The organism is Claveliimonas sp., assembly GCF_037273965.1.
Taxonomy (GTDB): Bacteria; Bacillota; Clostridia; order Lachnospirales; family Lachnospiraceae; genus Claveliimonas; species Claveliimonas bilis.
Window position 1 is genome coordinate 1 of the sequence record NZ_JAYAZJ010000043.1, and the last position, 20528, is coordinate 20528.

General features: G+C 45.7%; 19 protein-coding genes. 4 read left to right on the forward strand and 15 right to left on the reverse strand.

Annotated elements, in window-relative coordinates; all coding sequences use genetic code 11:
• Positions 1–85 precede the first annotated feature (85 nt).
• The 5 genes from prfA to rho form a co-directional block, all read right to left on the reverse strand.
• Entirely contained in the window at positions 86–1159 is a 1074-nt protein-coding gene (gene prfA / locus WJ238_RS02695; RefSeq protein ID WP_230105643.1) for a peptide chain release factor 1, read from the reverse strand.
• Positions 1160–1185: 26 nt separating this feature from the next.
• Positions 1186–2043 (reverse strand): peptide chain release factor N(5)-glutamine methyltransferase, encoded by an 858-nt coding sequence (gene prmC, locus WJ238_RS02700; RefSeq protein ID WP_524536984.1) that lies wholly within the window; start codon positions 2041–2043, stop codon positions 1186–1188.
• Positions 2033–2971 carry a DUF1385 domain-containing protein gene (locus WJ238_RS02705; protein ID WP_230105641.1) on the reverse strand — a complete coding sequence of 313 codons (939 nt, stop codon included), beginning with the start codon at positions 2969–2971 and terminating at the stop codon, positions 2033–2035. The genes prmC and WJ238_RS02705 overlap by 11 nt, the downstream gene beginning before the upstream one ends.
• A gap of 75 nt (positions 2972–3046) precedes the next feature.
• The gene (gene rpmE / locus WJ238_RS02710; protein WP_230105640.1) at positions 3047–3250 is read right to left on the reverse strand and encodes a 50S ribosomal protein L31; all 204 of its coding nucleotides are present in this window, start codon (positions 3248–3250) and stop codon (positions 3047–3049) included.
• A gap of 99 nt (positions 3251–3349) precedes the next feature.
• Complete coding sequence (gene rho / locus WJ238_RS02715; protein WP_230105639.1) at positions 3350–4822, reverse strand: transcription termination factor Rho; 1473 nt, start codon at positions 4820–4822, stop codon at positions 3350–3352.
• A 254-nt stretch (positions 4823–5076) separates the two neighbouring features.
• Between rho and WJ238_RS02720 the strand changes: the two genes are divergently transcribed.
• From WJ238_RS02720 to WJ238_RS02730, 3 genes are read left to right on the forward strand one after another with little or no spacing between them, the layout of a single operon-like run.
• Entirely contained in the window at positions 5077–6225 is a 1149-nt protein-coding gene (locus WJ238_RS02720) for an NAD(P)-dependent malic enzyme (protein WP_256194959.1), read from the forward strand.
• A 7-nt stretch (positions 6226–6232) separates the two neighbouring features.
• Positions 6233–7201 (forward strand): tRNA modification radical SAM protein MnmL/YtqA, encoded by a 969-nt coding sequence (gene mnmL, locus WJ238_RS02725; RefSeq protein ID WP_337606067.1) that lies wholly within the window; start codon positions 6233–6235, stop codon positions 7199–7201.
• Positions 7171–7683 (forward strand): DUF4364 family protein, encoded by a 513-nt coding sequence (locus WJ238_RS02730; protein ID WP_337606068.1) that lies wholly within the window; start codon positions 7171–7173, stop codon positions 7681–7683. Before mnmL ends, WJ238_RS02730 begins: the two co-directional genes overlap by 31 nt.
• 12 nt (positions 7684–7695) lie before the next feature.
• Here WJ238_RS02730 and WJ238_RS02735 read toward each other — a convergent pair whose 3' ends face one another.
• From WJ238_RS02735 to WJ238_RS02765, 7 genes are all read right to left on the reverse strand, one after another.
• Positions 7696–9411 (reverse strand): ABC transporter ATP-binding protein, encoded by a 1716-nt coding sequence (locus tag WJ238_RS02735; RefSeq protein WP_316269158.1) that lies wholly within the window; start codon positions 9409–9411, stop codon positions 7696–7698.
• Positions 9412–9426: 15 nt separating this feature from the next.
• Positions 9427–10356, reverse strand: coding sequence for a PLP-dependent cysteine synthase family protein (locus tag WJ238_RS02740; protein WP_256194967.1), 930 nt, complete (start codon positions 10354–10356; stop codon positions 9427–9429).
• A gap of 40 nt (positions 10357–10396) precedes the next feature.
• Positions 10397–11179: an SseB family protein gene (locus WJ238_RS02745; RefSeq protein WP_337606069.1), complete on the reverse strand. Its 783-nt coding sequence runs from the start codon at positions 11177–11179 to the stop codon at positions 10397–10399.
• A gap of 133 nt (positions 11180–11312) precedes the next feature.
• Positions 11313–13142: an ABC transporter ATP-binding protein gene (locus WJ238_RS02750; protein WP_230105632.1), complete on the reverse strand. Its 1830-nt coding sequence runs from the start codon at positions 13140–13142 to the stop codon at positions 11313–11315.
• Between the two features lies 1 nt (position 13143).
• Complete coding sequence (locus WJ238_RS02755; protein WP_337606070.1) at positions 13144–15423, reverse strand: ABC transporter ATP-binding protein; 2280 nt, start codon at positions 15421–15423, stop codon at positions 13144–13146.
• Between the two features lie 28 nt (positions 15424–15451).
• On the reverse strand, positions 15452–15952 hold the full coding sequence (locus WJ238_RS02760; RefSeq protein WP_230105630.1) for a MarR family winged helix-turn-helix transcriptional regulator: 501 nt from the start codon (positions 15950–15952) through the stop codon (positions 15452–15454).
• Between the two features lie 190 nt (positions 15953–16142).
• Positions 16143–16748, reverse strand: coding sequence for a nicotinate-nucleotide adenylyltransferase (locus WJ238_RS02765; protein ID WP_337606071.1), 606 nt, complete (start codon positions 16746–16748; stop codon positions 16143–16145).
• 196 nt (positions 16749–16944) lie between these two features.
• On the opposite strand from WJ238_RS02765, the gene WJ238_RS02770 reads away from it, so the two are divergent.
• Positions 16945–17619: a Crp/Fnr family transcriptional regulator gene (locus tag WJ238_RS02770; RefSeq protein WP_316269167.1), complete on the forward strand. Its 675-nt coding sequence runs from the start codon at positions 16945–16947 to the stop codon at positions 17617–17619.
• A gap of 36 nt (positions 17620–17655) precedes the next feature.
• On the opposite strand, the gene WJ238_RS02775 is transcribed toward WJ238_RS02770, so the two are convergent.
• From WJ238_RS02775 to WJ238_RS02785, 3 genes are all read right to left on the reverse strand, one after another.
• Complete coding sequence (locus WJ238_RS02775; protein ID WP_337606072.1) at positions 17656–18348, reverse strand: site-2 protease family protein; 693 nt, start codon at positions 18346–18348, stop codon at positions 17656–17658.
• A 2-nt stretch (positions 18349–18350) separates the two neighbouring features.
• Positions 18351–20177: an ATP-dependent zinc metalloprotease FtsH gene (ftsH, locus tag WJ238_RS02780; RefSeq protein ID WP_337606073.1), complete on the reverse strand. Its 1827-nt coding sequence runs from the start codon at positions 20175–20177 to the stop codon at positions 18351–18353.
• Between the two features lie 11 nt (positions 20178–20188).
• The coding region (locus tag WJ238_RS02785; RefSeq protein WP_337606074.1) for a hypothetical protein at positions 20189–20528 on the reverse strand (340 nt) is incomplete at its 5' end.

The window sequence follows — 20528 nt, forward strand, 5'->3', positions numbered from 1 at the left end:
AGCTGTGGACGTTTAAAATCATATTCCAGCATATTCTACCCTTCTTTTCTATTGTCTCCTGTCTGTTGTTCTCTGCTCCGGTTCTTTATTCTTCATTCATATTTGCCAGTTTTGCCGCCTGATCTGCTGCAATCAGACTGTCGATGATCTCGTCCAGATCCCCATTCATAACGCTGTCCAGTTTGTGCAGCGTCAGCTTGATACGATGATCCGTCACCCTTCCCTGGGGGAAGTTGTAAGTACGGATCTTCTCTGAACGGTCTCCGGTTCCGATCTGACTTCTTCTGGCTTCCGCTTCTGACGCCTGTTTCTTCTCCATTTCCAGATCATACAGCTTGGACCTAAGCAGCCTGAAAGCCTTTTCTTTATTTTGCAGCTGAGACTTTTCCGTCTGGCTGTAGATCACGATTCCGGTGGGATAGTGAGTCAGACGCACCGCAGAGTCTGTCGTATTGACGCACTGTCCTCCATTTCCGGACGCCCTCATAACGTCGATACGGATGTCCTTTTCGTCGATCACGATATCCACTTCCTCCGCTTCCGGCATAATGGCAACCGTGATCGTGGACGTATGGATACGTCCGCCGCTCTCTGTTTCCGGTACTCTCTGCACGCGGTGTACACCGCTTTCATATTTCAGGCGGGAGTATGCGCCCTGTCCTGTGATCATAAACACAACTTCTTTAAATCCGCCTATTCCATTCTCACTTACGGAAATCAGCTCTGTGCGCCATCTTCTGCTCTCTGCATAGTGGACATACATACGATAGATCTCTGCTGCAAAAAGAGCAGCCTCATCACCGCCTGCCCCGGCGCGGATCTCCACAATAACATTTTTATCATCATTAGGATCTTTAGGAAGAAGCAGAATCTTCAGCTCCTGCTCCAGACTCTCCACTCTCGCCTTGGAATCATTCAGCTCCTCTTTGGCAAGTTCCCTCATTTCTTCATCTGTTTCTTCTTCCAGCATAGCAAGGCTGTCCTCAATAGCCTGCTTGCATGCTTTGTATTCTTTATATGCCTCAACAATGGGAGTCAGATCATTCTGTTCTTTCATAAGTCTGCGGAAGCGTTCCTGGTTATCTGCTACTCCCGGCTCCTGCAGCTCACTCATAATTTCTTCATATCGAATGAGCAGATCCTCTAATTTGTCAAACATCTTTTCTCCTCCTACCTATTTTCACACTACGCTTTATTGTACCTTCCCATTACCACACGGTCAAGTCCCGCCAGATCCTTTTTTACAGTGACCAGGGTATACCCTGCCTCCTCCATAAGGTTCGAGACAGCCTCTTTCTGGTCCCATCCGATTTCAAAGAGCAGCCAGCCTTTCTCTGACAGATGCTCCCTTGCTTCCTCTATGATCCTCCGGTAAAAATACAGTCCGTCTTCTTTCCCGTCCAGCGCGATCCTCGGATCATAAAGCCGGACTTCATCCTGAAGCTCCTCGATTTCAGACGTCTGGATATAGGGAGGGTTGGACACGATCATATCATATGCGCCCTGTATATTTTCAAAAAGATCACTTTGGATAAAATGAACCTGCGCACCCAGGCGGTCAGCATTTCCCTTAGCTGTTTTAAGAGCCTCCGGTGAAATATCACTTCCTTCGCACTCTATTTCCCATGCCGGTTCTCTTCCCTCAAGGATCATTTTGCTAAGGCTGATGATAATGCATCCGGATCCTGTGCACAGATCCAGGATCCGCATATGGTTCTCTGCTTTTTCCAAAGCAGTCTCCACAAGAATCTCTGTATCCTGCCGCGGAATGAGAACGTGGGGATTTACCCGGAAGGAAAACCCCATAAATTCCTGCTCTCCTGTAATATGCTGCAGCGGGATCCTCGAAGAGCGCCTGCGGATTGCTTCCATATAAAGAGAGCTTTCCTTTTCTGAAAGCTCCCTTTCCGGATCCAGATAATACCTGCTCCGTTCCACCTTTGCCGCATATTCCAACAAAATCCAGGCGTCCAGCTCCGGCTCCGGAACCTTTGCTTTCTTCAAACATTCCGTCCCTTCCTGAAGCGCACTTTTAAGAGTCAGACTCTGTTCCAAATGTTTCTGCTTCATACTTCCTCCAGTCAAAGACAGCCTCTACTGCCTGTATTGCCACTTCGATCATATTGTCATCCGGCTCCTTTGTCGTCATCTTCTGAATCCAAAGCCCCGGTCTGCTCAGAAAATTTATCAGCCAGTGATCTGAATTTCCTGCCAGTCTTAAAACTTCATAGGAAATGCCTGCTATTACGGGAAGAAGAGCAATTCTCACCACCACCCGCATAACAACAGAATCCACCTGGACAAGCAGAAGAAGAATGATGCTGATAGCCAGCACAAAGAACAGGAAACTGGTTCCGCACCGCTTATGCTGCCTGGAACTGATCCTGACATTTTCCACATTCAACGGAAGCCCGTGTTCAATGCAGTTGATGCATTTATGCTCTGCCCCATGGTACATAAACGTTCTCTGTATATCTTCCGTTTTGGAAATCAGCATAATATATATAAGAAAGATTCCAATTCTCACAAACCCTTCAATTACTGTTCTGATATGGTAGGACGGAATCAATGGCTTCAAAAGTCCGGAAAGAAAATAGGGCAGTATCATAAAAATGGCAACTGCCAGCACGATGGAAAATGCCATTACTCCGCGCATCATCCATTTTTCCTGTTGCTCTTTTTTCTCACTTTCTTCCTTAGTAAGGGGCTTTGTCTCCTCTTCTTCCTCAAAAAAGGAAGCCGAGTACATCAGTGTCCGCATTCCCAATACAAGGGAATCGATAAAATTGAAAATTCCACGGATAAACGGAATCCTTGCCAGGCGTCCCACCTTACCTGCCGCTCCGGTATAACGATCTTTGTGTACCTCTATCTCTCCGTTTGTCTTTCGGACAGCTACTGCATAGTCTTCTTTGTTTTTCATCATAATGCCTTCCAGCACTGCCTGACCGCCGATGTTCGATGATTTCATACCTTCCTCCTGCCGTTTCTCGTATATGCAGAACGGGTTGAGATTGTAAAAACCTCAACCCGTTTACCGTTTTTCTTATTTGTCCAATCCGTATTTCTTGTTGAACTTATCTACACGTCCGCGTGCCTGTGCAGCTTTCTGCTGACCTGTGTAGAATGGATGGCATTTGGAGCAGATTTCTACGTGGATATCCTCTTTTGTAGAGCCTGTCACAAATGTGTTTCCACAGTTACATGTCACTGTTGCCTGATGGTAAGCTGGATGTATTCCTTCTTTCATTTCGTTTCACCTCTTCTTTATTCTCGCTGCGTATATACGCATGGATTCTTTTCGTTTTCTAAACAGCTCTGTAATTGTATCACAAAACTTTCTTCTTGTCTATATTATTTTTGTCTTTTTTACCATTTGAACAAGTTCCCTGTTTGTCTTTGTCCGGGAAAACATATTCAGGATATTGTCTACGGCCTCTTCCGCTCTCATACCGTTCAATGCGCGACGCATAGAATCCACAGCTTCCTGCTCTTCCTTTGTGAGAAGGAGGTCTTCACGCCTTGTCCCGGATTTCGGGATGTCGATAGCCGGGAACATTCTCTTCTCTGACAGTTTGCGGTCGAGAACAAGCTCCATATTTCCGGTTCCTTTAAATTCCTCGTAAATCACATCGTCCATCTTACTTCCGGTATCTACAAGAGCGGTTGCCAGGATTGTCAGGCTTCCTCCCTCCCGCATATTTCTTGCAGCGCCGAAAAACCGTTTGGGCATATGCAGAGCCGCAGGATCAAGTCCTCCTGAAAGCGTCCGCCCTGACGGCGGCACAGTGAGGTTGTAGGCTCTTGCAAGACGGGTAATACTGTCCAGAAGGATCATAACGTCTTTTCCGTGTTCTACCAGCCTCTTGGCCCGCTCGATCACCATCTCCGACACTCTTTTATGGTGATCCGGCAGCTCGTCAAAAGTAGAGTAAATGACCTCTACATTTTTTCCCTCAATGGTTTCCTTAATATCTGTTACTTCCTCCGGGCGCTCATCGATCAAAAGGATCAGAAGATGTACTTCCGGATTGTTTTTTCTGACAGAGAGCGCCACCTCTTTTAACAGAGTAGTCTTACCTGCCTTTGGAGGAGAAACGATCATACCTCTCTGCCCTTTTCCGATAGGAGACAGAAGATCCATGATCCGCATGGCCGTACTGCTTCTTCCGCTTTCCAGGGACAATCTTTCATTTGGGAAGATTGGGGTCAGATCTTCAAAATTGGGCCTTCTGGCTGCAACAGCCGGATGAATGCCGTTGATCTTGGACAGATACAAAAGAGCACTGAACTTTTCCTGCTGGGTCTTGATTCTTGTATTTCCCTCCAGAATATCTCCGGTCTTCAAATTAAAACGCCGGATCTGGGAAGGAGAAACATAGACATCATTTTCCCCCGGGAGGTAATTTTCACAGCGAATAAAGCCATATCCGTCTGGAAGCACTTCCAGAATACCGTTGGCTGTCACCCCGCTGTCCAGGCGGTCAATATCATGCAGCTCCCGGTCTCCGGTATTGGCTGACAGCTCTTTTGCATTCTCCTCTGTCAGTCTGACCTGTGCAGAATTGTTTTTTCTGAAGGACTCATTTTTATGCTGCTCGCCTCTGGACTCGTTTCTTACATCCTGCTTTGTTACAGTCCTTTTCTCTTCCGGTTTTTTTTCTTCTTCTTTCTTTTCCTCTTCCTTCTTTTCTTTTTCGTCTTCTTCTACCATGCGGTCGATAAGCTGTGCTTTTTTCATTGTGGAAATACCGCGCAGTCCCCTTGCTTTTGCCAGATCTTTTAATGTGGCAAGAGGCAGAGTCTCATATTTTTCTCGCATATACACTGATCCTTTCTTACTCAATTTTTAAATCGATTCGGGAATTTTCGTCTGACTTGACAACCTGAAATATAGAGCTATTATACTATATCTTTTTCCCTTTTTAAAGTCCTAATTTTATGAAACTATACAGGTATACGCAGGACAAGGAATCCTGATAAAAATATTGCACCTGTTTTCAAGGAATGGTATGATTATTAACAGTTCTAACAAGTCTATAAAAATCTATAAAAATAAGAAGAAGGTGGAATATAATGACGATACAGGAAAAAGCTTTAGAAATGCATAAACAGTGGAATGGAAAAATAGAAACCGCTGCCAAATCACACGTCCGTTCAAGGGAAGATCTCTCCATTGCTTATACGCCGGGCGTGGCCGAACCCTGCAAGGTAATCGCCGAAGATCCGGAAGCGGCATATACTTACACCATGAAATCCAATACGGTAGCAGTTGTTTCTGACGGAAGCGCCGTTCTGGGACTGGGAAATATCGGCGCTTTAGCCGCCATGCCTGTCATGGAAGGCAAGGCCGTCCTTTTCAAGGAATTTGGCGGCGTCAATGCAGTCCCTATCTGCCTTGATACACAGGATACGGATGAAATTATCCGCACAGTCGTCAATATCGCTCCGGCTTTCGGAGGCATCAATCTGGAGGATATCAGTGCACCCAGATGTTTTGAAATTGAAGAACGGCTGAAGCAGCTTCTTAACATTCCCGTATTTCACGACGATCAGCACGGAACTGCTATTGTGGTGCTCGCAGGAATTATCAACGCTCTGAAAGTCACAGGAAAACACAAAGAGACCGTAAAGGTTGTCGTAAACGGAGCCGGAAGCGCCGGAGTTGCCATCACCAAGCTTCTCCTTCAGTATGGTTTCGCACATGTCACTATGTGCGATATCAACGGAATTATCAGCAAAGACTCTCCTGGCCTGAACTGGATGCAAAAACGGATGACAGAAGTCACCAATCTGGAGAATAAAACCGGCACTCTCGCCGACGCCCTGAAGGGTGCTGACATTTTTGTAGGAGTTTCCGCTCCCGGTATTGTATCAAAAGAGATGGTTGCTTCCATGAATCAGGATGCCATTCTCTTTGCCATGGCAAATCCTGTGCCGGAGATCATGCCAGATCTGGCAAAAGAAGCCGGTGCAAAGGTTGTCGGAACCGGCCGTTCCGATTTTCCAAATCAGGTAAATAATGTAGTCGCTTTTCCGGGTATTTTTAAAGGGGCTCTGGAGGGACGTGCCATTCAGATCACTGAGGAAATGAAGCTGGCGGCAGCTCTTGCCATTGCAGGGCTTGTGCCGGATGAAGAATTAAATGAAAACAACATCCTGCCGGAAGCTTTTGATCCTCGTGTGGCTGATGTCGTAAGCCGTGCAGTCCGAGACCACATTTAAAATCTGTATGGAAGATTTAAAACCTGTCTTCTGGGGAGAAAAGCGCTATCATTCCCTGGACTGGCATCTGAAGCATGTTTTCGGAGAAAAGCTGTATAAAATTTCCCTAAACGGACATATGAGCTGTCCGAACCGCGACGGAACGCTGGGAGATAGAGGCTGTATCTTCTGCAGTCAGGGCGGTTCAGGAGATTTCGCATCCGATCCCGGTCTTTCTGTAACCCGGCAGATTGAAACCGGGAAAAAACAGGCAGAAAAGAAATTTAAAGGCACAGGTTATATCGCTTATTTTCAGGCATACACCAACACTTATGCTCCCGTTTCTTATCTGCGCCGCATTTTTACAGAAGCAATCCTTCATCCCGATATACGGGTCTTGTCCATTGCCACCAGGCCGGACTGTCTGGATCCGCCTGTACTTCAGCTTCTTGAGGAGCTAAGCCGGATCAAACCCGTCTGGGTTGAGCTTGGTCTTCAGACCATACATGAAAAAAGCGCCAAGTTTATCCGGCGGGGTTATCCCCTTTCTGTTTTTGAGGATGCGGTAATGAAGCTTCGCGCACTTGATATTCCTGTCATCGTCCACACAATTCTCTTCCTTCCGGGAGAGACTCACGAACAGATATATGAAACCATTTGTTATTTAAACAACACAGATATCCAGGGAATCAAACTTCAGCTGCTACATGTGCTGAAGCATACGGATCTTGCGGACTACTACAAAGAGCATCCGTTTCATGTCCCTGACATGGAGGAATACATTCATGTGGCAGGTCAGTGCCTTTCTCTTTTAAGACCGGACATTGTCATCCACCGGCTGACCGGCGACGGGCCGAAACCGCTGCTCATCGCACCTCTTTGGACAGGAAATAAAAGGCTTGTATTGAATCAGATGCAGGCATATCTGAAATGCCAGAATATCTGGCAGGGAAGGAGTTATGATTCATGGCAGAACCATTTACATTATACAAACTGATCATCTTGTACATGCTGGAGAAAGTAGATTTTCCTCTGACTAATTCACAGATTTCCGAATTTATTCTCGACAAAGGCTATACCACTTATTTCAAGCTGCAAAGAGCCATTGCCGAGCTTAGTGAATCCGGATTTATCCGGGAAGAATCTACCCACAGCAGAACCTTCTACCACCTCACGGAAGAAGGAGCCGAAACCATACAGTATTTCCGCAATAAGATTTCTCCGGCCATCCAGTCCGATATTGATGAATTTTTAAAGGAAAAACATTATGAACTGAAAAATGAAGTCTCTGTCAAAGCGGACTACTTTCCTAACGCCAACCTGGAATATTCCGTCCGTTGCCAGGTGATGGAAAACCAGTTTCCTCTTATCGATCTGACCATTACCGTTCCATCAGAAACGGAAGCCCAGACAGTAGCTAACAACTGGAATAAAAAAAATCAGGAGATTTATGCTCTCATTATGCAAAACCTCCTGTAAACAGAACTTTTTTTATTTTAATTCCTGAGTGCGGTACAACTGAGCATATTTGCCGCCTTTGCGCATCAGCTCCTCGTGTGTACCGCTCTCCTGTATTTTTCCTTCATCTATAAGCACAATTCTGTCTGCATTTCTCACTGTAGCAAGACGATGGGCGATCACAAGAGTGGTACGCCCTTTTGTCAGCTCATCGAAGCTTTCCTGGATCTTACTCTCCGTAATGGTATCCAGCGCGGAAGTCGCTTCATCCAGAATCAGGATCTTCGGATTTTTCAGGAAGATCCGGGCAATAGCGATCCTCTGCTTCTGCCCTCCCGACAGCATCGTTCCCCGCTCTCCAATGTAAGTATTAAACTGATCCGGCATCTCCATAATATCATCGAAAATTTCCGCTTCTTTCGCCGCCTTCACAACCTCTGCATAGGAGGCGTCCGGTTTCCCGTATCTGATATTTTCCAGGATAGTGTCTGCAAACATGAAAACATCCTGCTGGACAATTCCGATATTATCCCTAAGCGAACGCTTTTTCACACTGCGGATATCTGTGCCGTCGATCCGGATGCTTCCTTCTGTGACATCATAAAATCTTGGTACAAGCTGGCACAAAGTGGTCTTCCCTCCTCCGGAATGGCCTACTACAGCCACCTTCTGTCCCGGCTCAATGTGAAGTGTCACATGGGTCAGCACTTCTGTATGCTCATCGTAGGAAAAGCTGACATCATCAATATCGATCTGCCCTTCTTTTATCTCCATATCTTTCGCATCTTCCCGTTCCTTTACCGCCGGCTGGATACGCATGATCTCATCAAACCGTTTCAGCCCTGCCGTTCCATTTGTAAAAATTTCTGCAAAATTGGAAAGTTTTCGGATCGGGGTAATGAACGTACTGATATAAAGATTAAAAGTAATAAGATCTACATAGTTCATTCTGCCCTGCATGATCTGCCATCCTCCAAACGTGATGACAGCCACCGGCATAATACACATAAAAAACTCCAAAGAGGCATTAAACCTTCCCATGGCTTTGTAGTAAATCCCCTTTGAGTTCTTAAACCGGTCATTGGATTTTTCAAATCTCTCCTGATCCACTTCCTCATTGGCAAACGCCTTGGAAGTCCTCATCCCGGAAATACAGGATTCTATATCCGCATTAATAGCAGCCATTTTCTCCTTCACCTTGACCGACGCATCCGCCATGCTCCTTCTGCATACCATGACAACCAAAAGGAAGATGGGAATAATAATCGCCACTACAAGGGCCAGCCGCCACTCAATGGAAAACATGAATCCAAGAGCCCCCACAATCGTAAGGACAGAGATCAGAAGATCTTCCGGGCCGTGGTGGGCAAGCTCGGTAATCTCAAAGAGATCCCCGGTCAGCCGGTTCATCAGTTTTCCGGTACGGTTCACATCATAAAACTCAAAGTCCAGATCCTGCAGATGGCAAAACAGCGCTTCCCGGATGTCAGCCTCCACCCGCACACCAAAGGTATGCCCCCAGTAGGTCATAATATAATTACACACTGAGCGAAGCACATAACTGACCGCCACAATGGCCATTACCGTAAAAAATGTCTGATACATTTTATCCGGCAGCATCTCATACATGGCATTTCTTGATACCAGCGGAAATGCAAGATCAATAGCCGCCACAAGGACAGCACAGCACATATCCAGTATAAAGATTCCCCGGTGGGGTTTGAAAAAGGAAAATAAAGTACGAAACATTTTCCGTTCCTCTTTCTAGTCAAACAGCGGTGTGGAGAAGTATCTCTCCGCGGTATCTGCCAGAACAGTTACCACTGTTTTGCCTTTTCCCAGCTCCCTTGCCATCCGTTTTGCCACAGCCACATTGGTGCCTCCGGAAATTCCGCACATAAGCCCTTCTTTGGCAGCAAGCTCTTTTGCTGTTTCGAGCGCCTCTTCATCTGTAACAATCTCAATCCGGTTGTATATATTCTGATTCAAAATTGCCGGGATCACTCCATCGCCAATTCCCATCTGAATGTGGGTGCCAATCTCTTTTCCTGACAAAATAGCCGCATTTTCCGGCTCTGCTGCCCAGATTTCCATATCCGGATTTTCCGCTTTTAATGCTTCTCCGATTCCTGTAATGGTACCGCCGGTTCCGATTCCCGAACAGAATCCATGAATAGGCCTCGCCGCCTGCTCAAGGATTTCCTTTCCTGTCTGTTCTCTGTGAATCTCCGAGTTGGCTTCATTTTCAAATTGCTGGGGCACATATACATTGGGATCCTCTTTTGCCATTTTAAGAGCTGTCTGGAGACATTCTTCAATACAATCTCCAATGTTTCCCGCATCATGGATCAGCTTTACTTCTGCTCCATAATGGCTTACCAGCTTCCTTCTCTCCTCGCTGACAGAATCCGGCATAATAATAATCGTCCTATACCCCTTCACTGCTCCGATCAGAGCCAGGCCAATTCCCTGGTTGCCGCTGGTAGGTTCCACAATTGTAGTTTTCCCCGGCTGGATCAGCCCTTTCTCCTCTGCTGTCTCGATCATATGCAGAGCGGTCCTTGTCTTAATAGATCCCCCTGCATTCATTGCTTCAAATTTTACCAGAATTTCTGCGTCATCAGATCCTGTCATATGATTCAGACGGATCAATGGCGTATTTCCCACTGCTTCTAAAATATTGTTGTACACCATTTTTCTCTTCCTTTCTCTTTTCAGTATTAATATATGTAGCTTACCCTTTTGCGTCTTCTTTTTTCTTCCGGGCAATTTGCAGGGGAACATTTACCCCCATGGGATTTACCATAACTCCTTTTGCTTCCGGTGCAAGGATCTCGCCCAGTTTTGCAAATTCCACTACTGCAGCCTGAAACCGCTTTTCCCGGTTAAATTTTGCAAACTCTGCCGCATCTGTAAAAACAGGCTGGAATATTGTCCCATCCTTTTGCTTCATAACCGGAAGTCCTTTTTGTGGCTCCACCGGCACAATATAGCGTCCTTTCTGGAAATCCGCCAGCATTTCTTCCTGCAGTTCTTTGACAGCCTCCTCCTTTGCCGCATTCGGATCCCGCCGTACCGCCTGCATCAGATAGAGGGCCGTAAGATGAAATTCCGGATTTTCCACGTGCACCTGACCTTCCGGAAGTTTGTCCACCTGAGGTCTTTTCACAAACTCGTCCAGCTGTATCCTTGTCTCTCCCTCCAGTCCTCTGCTGACAAACAGGGCATTGACGCCCATGGCAAAAAGGCTGGAATAAAAGGCAAGAAGTTGTTTATTCTCCACCTTCACAATACTGACAAGTTCTTTGTTTTCCAGCAGTTTTTTTGCCTCCTGCTTTGCCTCTTCCTCTGTCCAGAATATCAGGACCTGATCATCGTATGTATCCGGATCACAGGATACGTAAGGCATTTTTGTAAATCCGGACATAAGAACATAAAGCTCCGATGCCATCCTAAGCTTCGTCAGAGCTTCCTGCTTTTTTACACCGTTATTCTGATTACTGTTATTTTGTGCCATGTATATTTTCCTTTCTTTCCTTAAACAATCCTTTTTCTATCATACATCATTTATCCGCCAAATGGAATACAATGCAAAATAAAAATTCCTGCAGACGGCACTGTTTTCAGTGCTGCGCCGCTGCAGGAATTTTTTATGCACTCTTTGCAAACTGTGAATTGTACAGTTCTGCATAGAATCCGTTCTGTTCCAGCAATTCTTCGTGTGTTCCCTGTTCCACAATATCTCCGTCTTTCATGACAAGGATCATGTCCGCATCCCTGATTGTGGAAAGACGGTGAGCGATGATAAAGCTGGTCCGTCCCTTCATCAGATTGTCCATGGCTTTCTGGATCCGCACCTCTGTCCTTGTATCTACCGAACTTGTTGCCTCATCCAGGATCAGGATCTTCGGATCTGCCAGGATTGCTCTTGCAATCGTCAGAAGCTGTTTTTGTCCCTGTGAAACATTACTTGCCTCCTCATTGAGCACCATATTATATCCGCTTGGAAGCGTCTGTACAAACCGGTGCACATAAGCCGCTTTCGCCGCTTCCACCACATCCTCGTGGGTAGCATCCAGCTTTCCGTAACGGATATTTTCCTCAATAGTGCCGTTAAACAACCAGGTGTCCTGCAAAACCATGCCGAACATTTTTCTTAGTTCTCCCCTGTCAAAATCCCTGATATCATGACCATCCACCTTAATCGCTCCACTGTTCACATCATAGAACCGCATCAGAAGTTTTATCATCGTCGTCTTTCCGGCTCCTGTCGGTCCCACAATGGCGATCTTCTGTCCCGGCTCTACCTTGGCATTAAAATCATTGATGATGATATGGTCCGGATTGTATCCGAAGTGCACATGGTCAAATTCCACCCGGCCCTCCAGATTCTCCGTGGATACCGGGCTTTCAGGCGAAGGCTCTTCCTCCTCCTCTTCGAGAAATTCAAACACCCTCTCGGAAGCTGCCGCCGTAGACTGCAGCATATTGGCAACCTGTGCTACCTGCTGGATCGGCTGTGTAAACTGGCGGACATACTGAATGAAAGACTGGATATCTCCCACCTCAATCGTATTCCTGATCGCCAGATATCCCCCCAGGATGGACACCGCCACATATCCCAGATTTCCTACAAATTGCATAACCGGCATCATCATACCGGAGAAAAACTGTGATTTCCAGGCAGACTGATACAAAATGGTATTTGTCTCATTAAACTCCCGGATAATGTCTTCTTCTTTATTGAAGGCTTTCACGATGTTATGACCACTGTAAACCTCTTCTACCTGACCATTAATGTGTCCCAGATATTCCTGCTGGTCTTTGAAATACCGCTGGGAATGCTTGACGATCACAGAAATCAGTCCCATGGAAACCGGAAGGATTAACAGGGCAATGAGTGTCATCAAAGGGCTGATGCTCAGCATCATAACAAGTACGCCGATGATGGTCGTCACTGATGTAATGACCTGCGTAGCACTCTGATTCAGGCTCTGCCCCAGAGTGTCAACGTCATTTGTAATACGGGAAAGAATCTCTCCATGAGTCATTTTATCAAAATAGTTCATAGGCATACGGTTGATTTTTTCCGAAATTTCTTTTCTCAGGCGGTAAGTCATCTTCTGTGAGATTCCTGTCATAATATAGCCCTGTATAAAGGAAAGTATAGCGCTGACACAGTAAAGCCCCATCGCCCCAAGCAAGATCTGCCCTACTTTTCCGAAGTCAATCCCGGATCCTCCTGACACTTTGCTTACCAATCCGTTAAAAATCTCTGTCGTTGCTTTTCCTATAATCTTAGGTCCTGCTATATTAAAGGCTGTGCCTCCGATGGCAAAAATAGCTACAAACAGTATAGCAATCTTATACTTTCCCATATAATCCATCAGTTTTTTCATGGTGCCTTTAAAGTCTTTTGCCTTTTCCCCCGGCGCCATGTGGCCGCCCATATGTCCATGTCCTCTTTTTCCTGGTGCCATCCTAGCCCACCTCCTTCATGTCATTTTCCAGTTCCTTCTCAGACAGCTGTGAAGATGCGATCTGATAATAGGCCTCGCAGTTTTTCAACAATTCCTTGTGGGTACCGATGCCGGCGATTTTTCCGTCATCCAGGGCAATAATCTGTTCTGCATGGAGAATGGTGCTGATCCTCTGGGCAACAATAATTACTGTGCTGTCTTTTGTCTTCTTGTTAAGAGCATTACGGACTGCCACATCTGTTTTATAATCCAAAGCGGAAAAGCTGTCATCAAAAATATAAATCTTTGGATGTTTTGCCACCGCTCTGGCAATGGACAACCTCTGCTTCTGTCCTCCGGAAACATTGGATCCACCCTGCGAGATCGGACTTTTGTATTTTTTCTTTTTATTTTTAATGAATTCTGTTGCCTGCGCAATCTGTGCTGCTTCTTCCATTTCTTCCTCTGTCCCGTCCGGATTGCCATAAAGGATGTTGGACGCAATATCACCTGAAAACAGAATACCTTTCTGCGGCACATATCCCAGCTCGCTTCTTAACTTATGCTGTGTAATGTTCCGGATATCATGGCCATCCAATAAGATCCTTCCCTTTGTCACATCATAAAATCTGGGGATCAGATTTACCAAAGTTGTTTTACCGCATCCGGTACTTCCGATAATCGCTGTCGTCTGCCCCGGCTTTGCAGTAAAATTCAGATCTTCCAGTACATCTTCCTCTGCTCCCGGATAGCGGAAGGATACATGATCGAATGTGATCTCTCCCCGGCAGTCCTCTATTTCTTCCGGCTGATCCGGATCCAAAATCATGGTATTGCTCTGAAGCACTTCATCGACACGCTCGGCAGATACGGCAGCTCTTGGAAGCATGACAGAAATCATACAGATCATAAGGAAGGCCATAATGATCTGCATAGTATACTGGATAAATGCCATCATATCTCCCACCTGCATTGTACCGTCGTTAACGCTGTGAGCGCCGTTCCACACGATCAAAACAGAAATCCCATTCATGATAAGCATCATGACTGGCATCATAAAAGTCATGGCACGGTTTACAAAAAGATTCAGCTTTGTCAGATCCGTATTTGCCCTGTCAAACCGTTTTTCTTCATGCTCCTCTGTATTGAATGCCCTGATAACCTGCAGACCGGTAAGGATCTCTCTGGAAACCAGGTTAAGGCGGTCTACCATTTTCTGTACGATCTTAAATTTCGGCATTACAACAAGGAACAGTATAATTACAACTGCAAAAATCAGTCCCACTGCCAGACCAATGATCCATGACATATCCACATTGGTATTGAACACCTTCCAGATACCGCCGGCAGCGATAATAGGTGCATACAATACCATCCTTAAAATCATGACTGTCAAGATCTGTATCTGCTGAATATCATTGGTGCTTCGGGTAATCAGCGAAGCGGTAGAAAAGGTATCAAACTCATTGTTGGAAAATCCTACAACCTTGTGGAATACCTTTTCTCTTGTCTCCCGTCCCACACTTGCTGCAACCCTGGACGCCATCAGACCTACCAAAATGCTGGCCAACATTCCAAGAGCGGCAAGCGCCAGCATTTTGCCTCCGGTGCTTAGGATATAACTGTTCTGTATGGCATCCATATCCAGTCCCAGATTTTCATAAACAGAACGGATATAGACTGTGGCCGCCTGTTCCACAATGGTGTCCGGCATATCCTTAAGTCCCTCATCCATCTGGCTTACCATCTCATCCCTCTGGGCTGCATCCATCATGGAAAACATCTCAAAGACTGTCATGTCATTTGAAATTTGTACAGGCATTTCTGCCTGTCCCTTCTGAAGCGGCATCGTCTGTTGCATTTGCTGCTGCATCTGCTCCTGCATCTTTTCTTCCATTTGTTTCGTCATATCACTGTCAGATTCGAATCCCGAAACAAGAAGCATTGGTTTTCCCAGTATATCAGAAAGTTCCTGCGCCTTATCCTCCTGTCCGCTGATTTCGTCTTTTAAACGGTACACCGTTCCATCGTAATCATAATCCCTGTCTTTGCTGACCTCATACGCATTCTGTACTTCTTCCTGGTCTTTCGATGGGACAAACAAAAGAAGCTTGTTTAACTCCTCCTCTGATATTTCCTCCGGAATTGTCTCATCAACACCGCCCTGCTGAATACCAATATTTACAATATCAGAAGTATAGGACGGAAGGGACAGATCACAATATGCCTGTACCATCAATACACATAAAATCAAAAAAACGGTTCCTGCATAAGGCTTCAGGAACTTAAATAGCTTTCTCATATACTTATGTCTCTCCTTTTTGTCATGATTATTCCTCTTTATCCTGGGGATACATCCGGCTGATAATACAGTTCATATCCATTCCATCCATTTCTTTGGATTTCAGGATATTTTCTTCCATCTGCAGTAAAAATCTCCGAAGAAGAAGCTTCTCTTCCGGCAAAAATCCCCGAAACATGATTTCCTCTATCTGGCGGAATACTTTCTTCATGTCATCAATACATCCAGTCCCCTTTTCCGTCAGGTGAATCCTGATTTTCCTCTGATCCAGTTCATCCGGCTGTTTTATCACATAGCCTTTCTCCTCCATTTTCCTAAGAGCAACCGTCATGGACGGCGGTGTGATCCCGATTCTGGCGGCCAGCTCTCTCTGTGTCAGATTCCCACGATGGCTCAGTGTGAACAGAATACCTGCCTGCCCCGGATTCAGATCAAAATGCTCCAAAAGATGTATTGCCTGATACTTTGTCAGATGAAGCAGCTGCTGCAAAATCATCTGAACAGGAGCATTTCCGTTCTCCAATTTCATTTCGCACCTCCCTATTAGTTAGATGTCTAACGGTTATTTTAGTAGTGTTGATCACTAAAGTCAACGTATAAAGACTAATTTTTATTATCTTCTTATACTTTTCACAAAAAATTTATTAAATATCTAATCAAAAAATGCAATTTGGCACGTAACACTTTTAAAAAATGTTACGTGCCATGTTATTTTTTTATCAATCTATATCTTCTTCTGCTATTTTGCTTTTCGCATCCGGTTCTCCCTGTACCAGGTGAAGATGCCGGATTCTCTCTTCCAGCCCCCGCTCCACAATGTACTGATATACGCTCTTGGGAACCAGATGCTCCCACTCCTCTCCGGTGGCAATACAGCTTCTCACCCATGTGCCGGTCACTCCGGCTTCTTCCTTTGTCCGCCTCCAGAGTACTTCTGTTTTCAGCCCCAGGCCGTTTAAGATTTTCAGCTTTTCTTCTTCCCAGCCGTCGCAGATTCCCAGATAGTACACGCCATCCTCCGGGACGTACTGTGTAATATACTCCGGGCGGTTAATGGGAAACGGCATGATCTCATACTCTGATGCCGGCACTCCAAATTCTTCCATAGCCAGGCGTATCATCTCATACCGTTCCAGATAGGTCAGCGGATTTGCGCCTCTTGTGGAGCGGTTTTCATCGTTGACCGATTCCCGCACATAAGACGGGTCCGGATTGGTGATCCCAATATATAACTTTTGACACCGCATTTTTGCTGCCAGCAGATATTCCATATGTTTCAGGTGCAGAACCTGAAACCTTGCATTTACAACCCCTTTTTCTACCATAGCTGATTCTCTCCTCCTGTTTTCTTCTTCCCAGTATACTCTGCCTGGCAATGAAATGCAACCAGACACACTCTCCCTTACAAATACAGCCGGAAATCTCACCCGATTACGGTTGCCAGGTTCCTTTTCCTATATTAAAATAATATATAACGCCAGTAAAGGGTGATTCCATTCAAGATAAAAAGGAGGTCTCTTTATGCTTCAAAGTGAGCAGCAGACTTATATTGAAACTTCTCTTCCCTTTTGGGATAAACTGACTTCTTCCGAAAAAAATATCGTGCTGCAAAATGCAGCCTTTTCTTTCTATAAAAAAGGAGAATCCATTCACAGCGCCGAGTACAAATGCCTCGGGCTTCTCCTTGTAAAATCCGGTTCGCTCCGCGTATATATTCTATCGGAGGATGGCAGAGAGATTACGCTGTACCGTATCCAGGAAGGGGAGCTCTGTGTTCTTTCTGCTTCCTGTGTTCTTCAATCTATCACATTTGACGTATACATTGACGCTGTGACAGACTGTGAACTCCTTCAGGTCAGTTCTTCAGCCATTGCACTTCTGATGCACGACAACATCTATGTGGAAGCCTTTGCATACCGCGCAATTACAGAACGGTTCTCTGATGTCATGTGGGCAATGCAGCAGATTCTGTTTATGAGCTTTGACCGGCGCCTCGCCATCTTCCTCCTGGATGAATCTGCTTCATTAAAATCCGATGAACTCCATATGACCCACGAAGAGATCGCCCGGCTGATGGGAAGCGCAAGAGAAGTCGTCACCCGCATGCTGAAATATTTCTCTTCAGAGGGATATGTGGAACTGTCCCGGGGTATGGTAAAACTCACAAACAAAGCCGCCCTGCGGCGACTTTGCTGATCTTCTGTTCAAATAAAGAAAAAGGATTTTATACGGTTACACATATGTTCCCCCAGCAGGGATTATGGTGCCTCCGGAGTCAATTCCCATCAACGCGCTGACGATCGTCCACATAAGACGGAAAAGCCAGTTTCCCACGGAGTTCATGGGATAACTTAAGGCTCCGCTCATCAGAAGGACCACCAGGATCAAAGTCCGGTAGGGGCGTATTCTCGCGTAAAAATATGCCACTTTTGGGTAAATCTGTTCCAGTACATTGGAGCCGTCCAGCGGCGGAAACGGGATCAGATTGAACACGCCAAGACCGATATTCATCTGCACAGAATAGTAACAGAGCAAAAAACCTGTCTGCGCAAACGCCGAGTCCTCTCCTCCGTATACCGCAAAGAGCATGCACAGCACGAGAGACAGAAAGGCTATAATAAAGTTCATAACGGGTCCCGCAAGGGACACCAGTATGATTCCTTTCCTTCTGTCTTTATAGTATCTGGTATTGATCCTTACCGGTTTTGCCCATCCCACATGGAAGAAGATGAGGCAAAGCGTTCCCGCCAGATCCAGGTGCTTCAGCGGATTCAGGGACATTCTCCCTTCAAGCCTTGGAGTGGGATCTCCGAGTTTTTCGGAGACCCACCCATGTGCATATTCATGAAATGTTATAGCGATCAGAATGACCGGAACTGTATAAAGCAAAGTCCGCAGCTGTTCTAAGTAGTATTGAAACATCATTTCTATTCATCCTTTTTGAGCAAAATCTTCATAAATTCTTCCCCTGTGATGGTCTCCCTCTCATAGAGATACTGTGCGATCTCATCCAGCTTCTTTTTGTTTTCCCGAATGATATTCGCAGCTTTTTCATATTGTTCTTTTACCACATCTACTACCTTTTTGTCAATTTGTGTCTGAGTTTCCGGGGAACATGCAAGTGAAGTATCACCTCCAAGATACTGGTTCGTCTGGGTTTCCATGGCCACCATTCCGAACTCCTCATTCATTCCGTATCTTGTGATCATGGCTCTCGCAAGCTTTGTCGCCTGCTCAATATCATTGGATGCTCCTGTTGTAATAGAATGAAATACTATTTCTTCTGCCGCCCTTCCTGCTGTCAGAGTTGCGATCTTATTTTCAATTTCTTCCTTGCTCATCAGATAATGATTTCCCTCATCTACCTGCATAGTATATCCGAGGGCGCCGGATGTACGGGGCACGATCGTAATCTTCTGAATCGGAGCAGACTGTGTCTGCATTGCTGCAACGAGGGCATGGCCTACTTCGTGGTAAGATACGATCAATTTCTCTTTGTCTGTCAGAATCGCATTTTTCTTCTGGTATCCGGCAATGACAACCTCAATACTTTCTTCCAGATCACTCTGTGTTGCAAACTTTCTTCCCTCTCTCACGGCCCGAAGCGCCGCCTCATTGACAATATTTGCCAGTTCCGCCCCTGAAGCTCCCGAAGCCATACGCGCAATTTTATTAAAATCTACATCTCCGGCAACTTTTATCTTCTTGGCATGTACTCTTAAAATGTCCTCCCGCCCTTTCAGGTCCGGAAGTTCAACAGGTACTCTTCTGTCAAACCGGCCCGGTCTTAAAAGTGCCGGATCCAGAGATTCCGGTCGGTTTGTGGCAGCCAGTATGATAACGCCGGTATTTTCCTCAAATCCGTCCATCTCTGTCAGCAGCTGATTCAATGTCTGCTCTCTCTCGTCGTTTCCTCCGATCTGTCCATCCCTCTTTTTACCGATGGCGTCAATCTCATCAATGAATACAATACAGGGAGCTTTTTCCTTTGCCTGACTGAACAGATCTCTCACCTTTGATGCCCCCATCCCCACAAACATTTCCACAAATTCGGATCCTGAAATAGAAAAGAAGGGAACACTGGCCTCCCCTGCAACTGCCTTGGCAAGCATGGTTTTTCCTGTTCCCGGAGGGCCTACAAGAAGGATCCCTTTCGGCATGGAAGCCCCAATTTCTTTATATTTCCCGGGATTGTGCAGATATTCCACAATCTCCGTCAGATTTTCTTTCGCTTCATCCTCCCCTGCCACATCTGTAAATTTGATCCCTTCCGTAGAATTCACATAAATTTTGGCATTACTTTTTCCCATGCCAAACATCATGGAATTAGCTCCCCCTGCCTTTTTAGTAAGTTTACGGGACATATACTGTCCGATCAGAATAAAGATTACCAGAGGAATGATCCAGGAAAGCAGCGCACTTAAAACCGGAGAGGTCTGGCGGATTTCTTCCCCATAAAACGAAATTCCCGCATCATACAGTCTCTGAGTCAGCTGGTCATCCTCTACCATAGCGGTCTTATAGACTGCTGTCTCGTCCTCGTCTGTAAACAAAATAGTATTTTCCTGCTGCTGGATCTCTACCTTTCCTATCTTTCCTTCTTCTGTCATAGATATAAATGTACCATAGTCTACTTCTTTGATCTGTCTTTCTGAAATCCATGGCATTGCCAACAGATTAAAGAGAAGCAGTACAATAATAACAATCGTATAGTAATAAATCAGTGGTTTCTTCGGTGATTTTACCTGCTGCATATTTTTCCCTCCTACTGTTCTTCGCATTTCATCTGTGCGTCAATGGCTGTCAGCGCTGCTAAGAGAGCGTGATTCATTGCCTGTACGGCAAAATCAATACTATATTCCGCATACAGCGTCTTTGCCTCCGCTTCTTTTTCTACTGTAGTCCCGTCCCCTCCTATGTCGTCTGCTATACTGTCAATAAACTCTTTTGTGCGGTTCATATATTCCAGCTGTGCTTCAGCCAGCTTATATACCGCCCGGGAACGGCATCCTTCCATCCTCTGTTCCAGTATATACCCTTGCTTATCACACTCATTCCGCATCTGGCGCATTTCCTCCAGGATTCTTCGATGATCCTCATTCTGG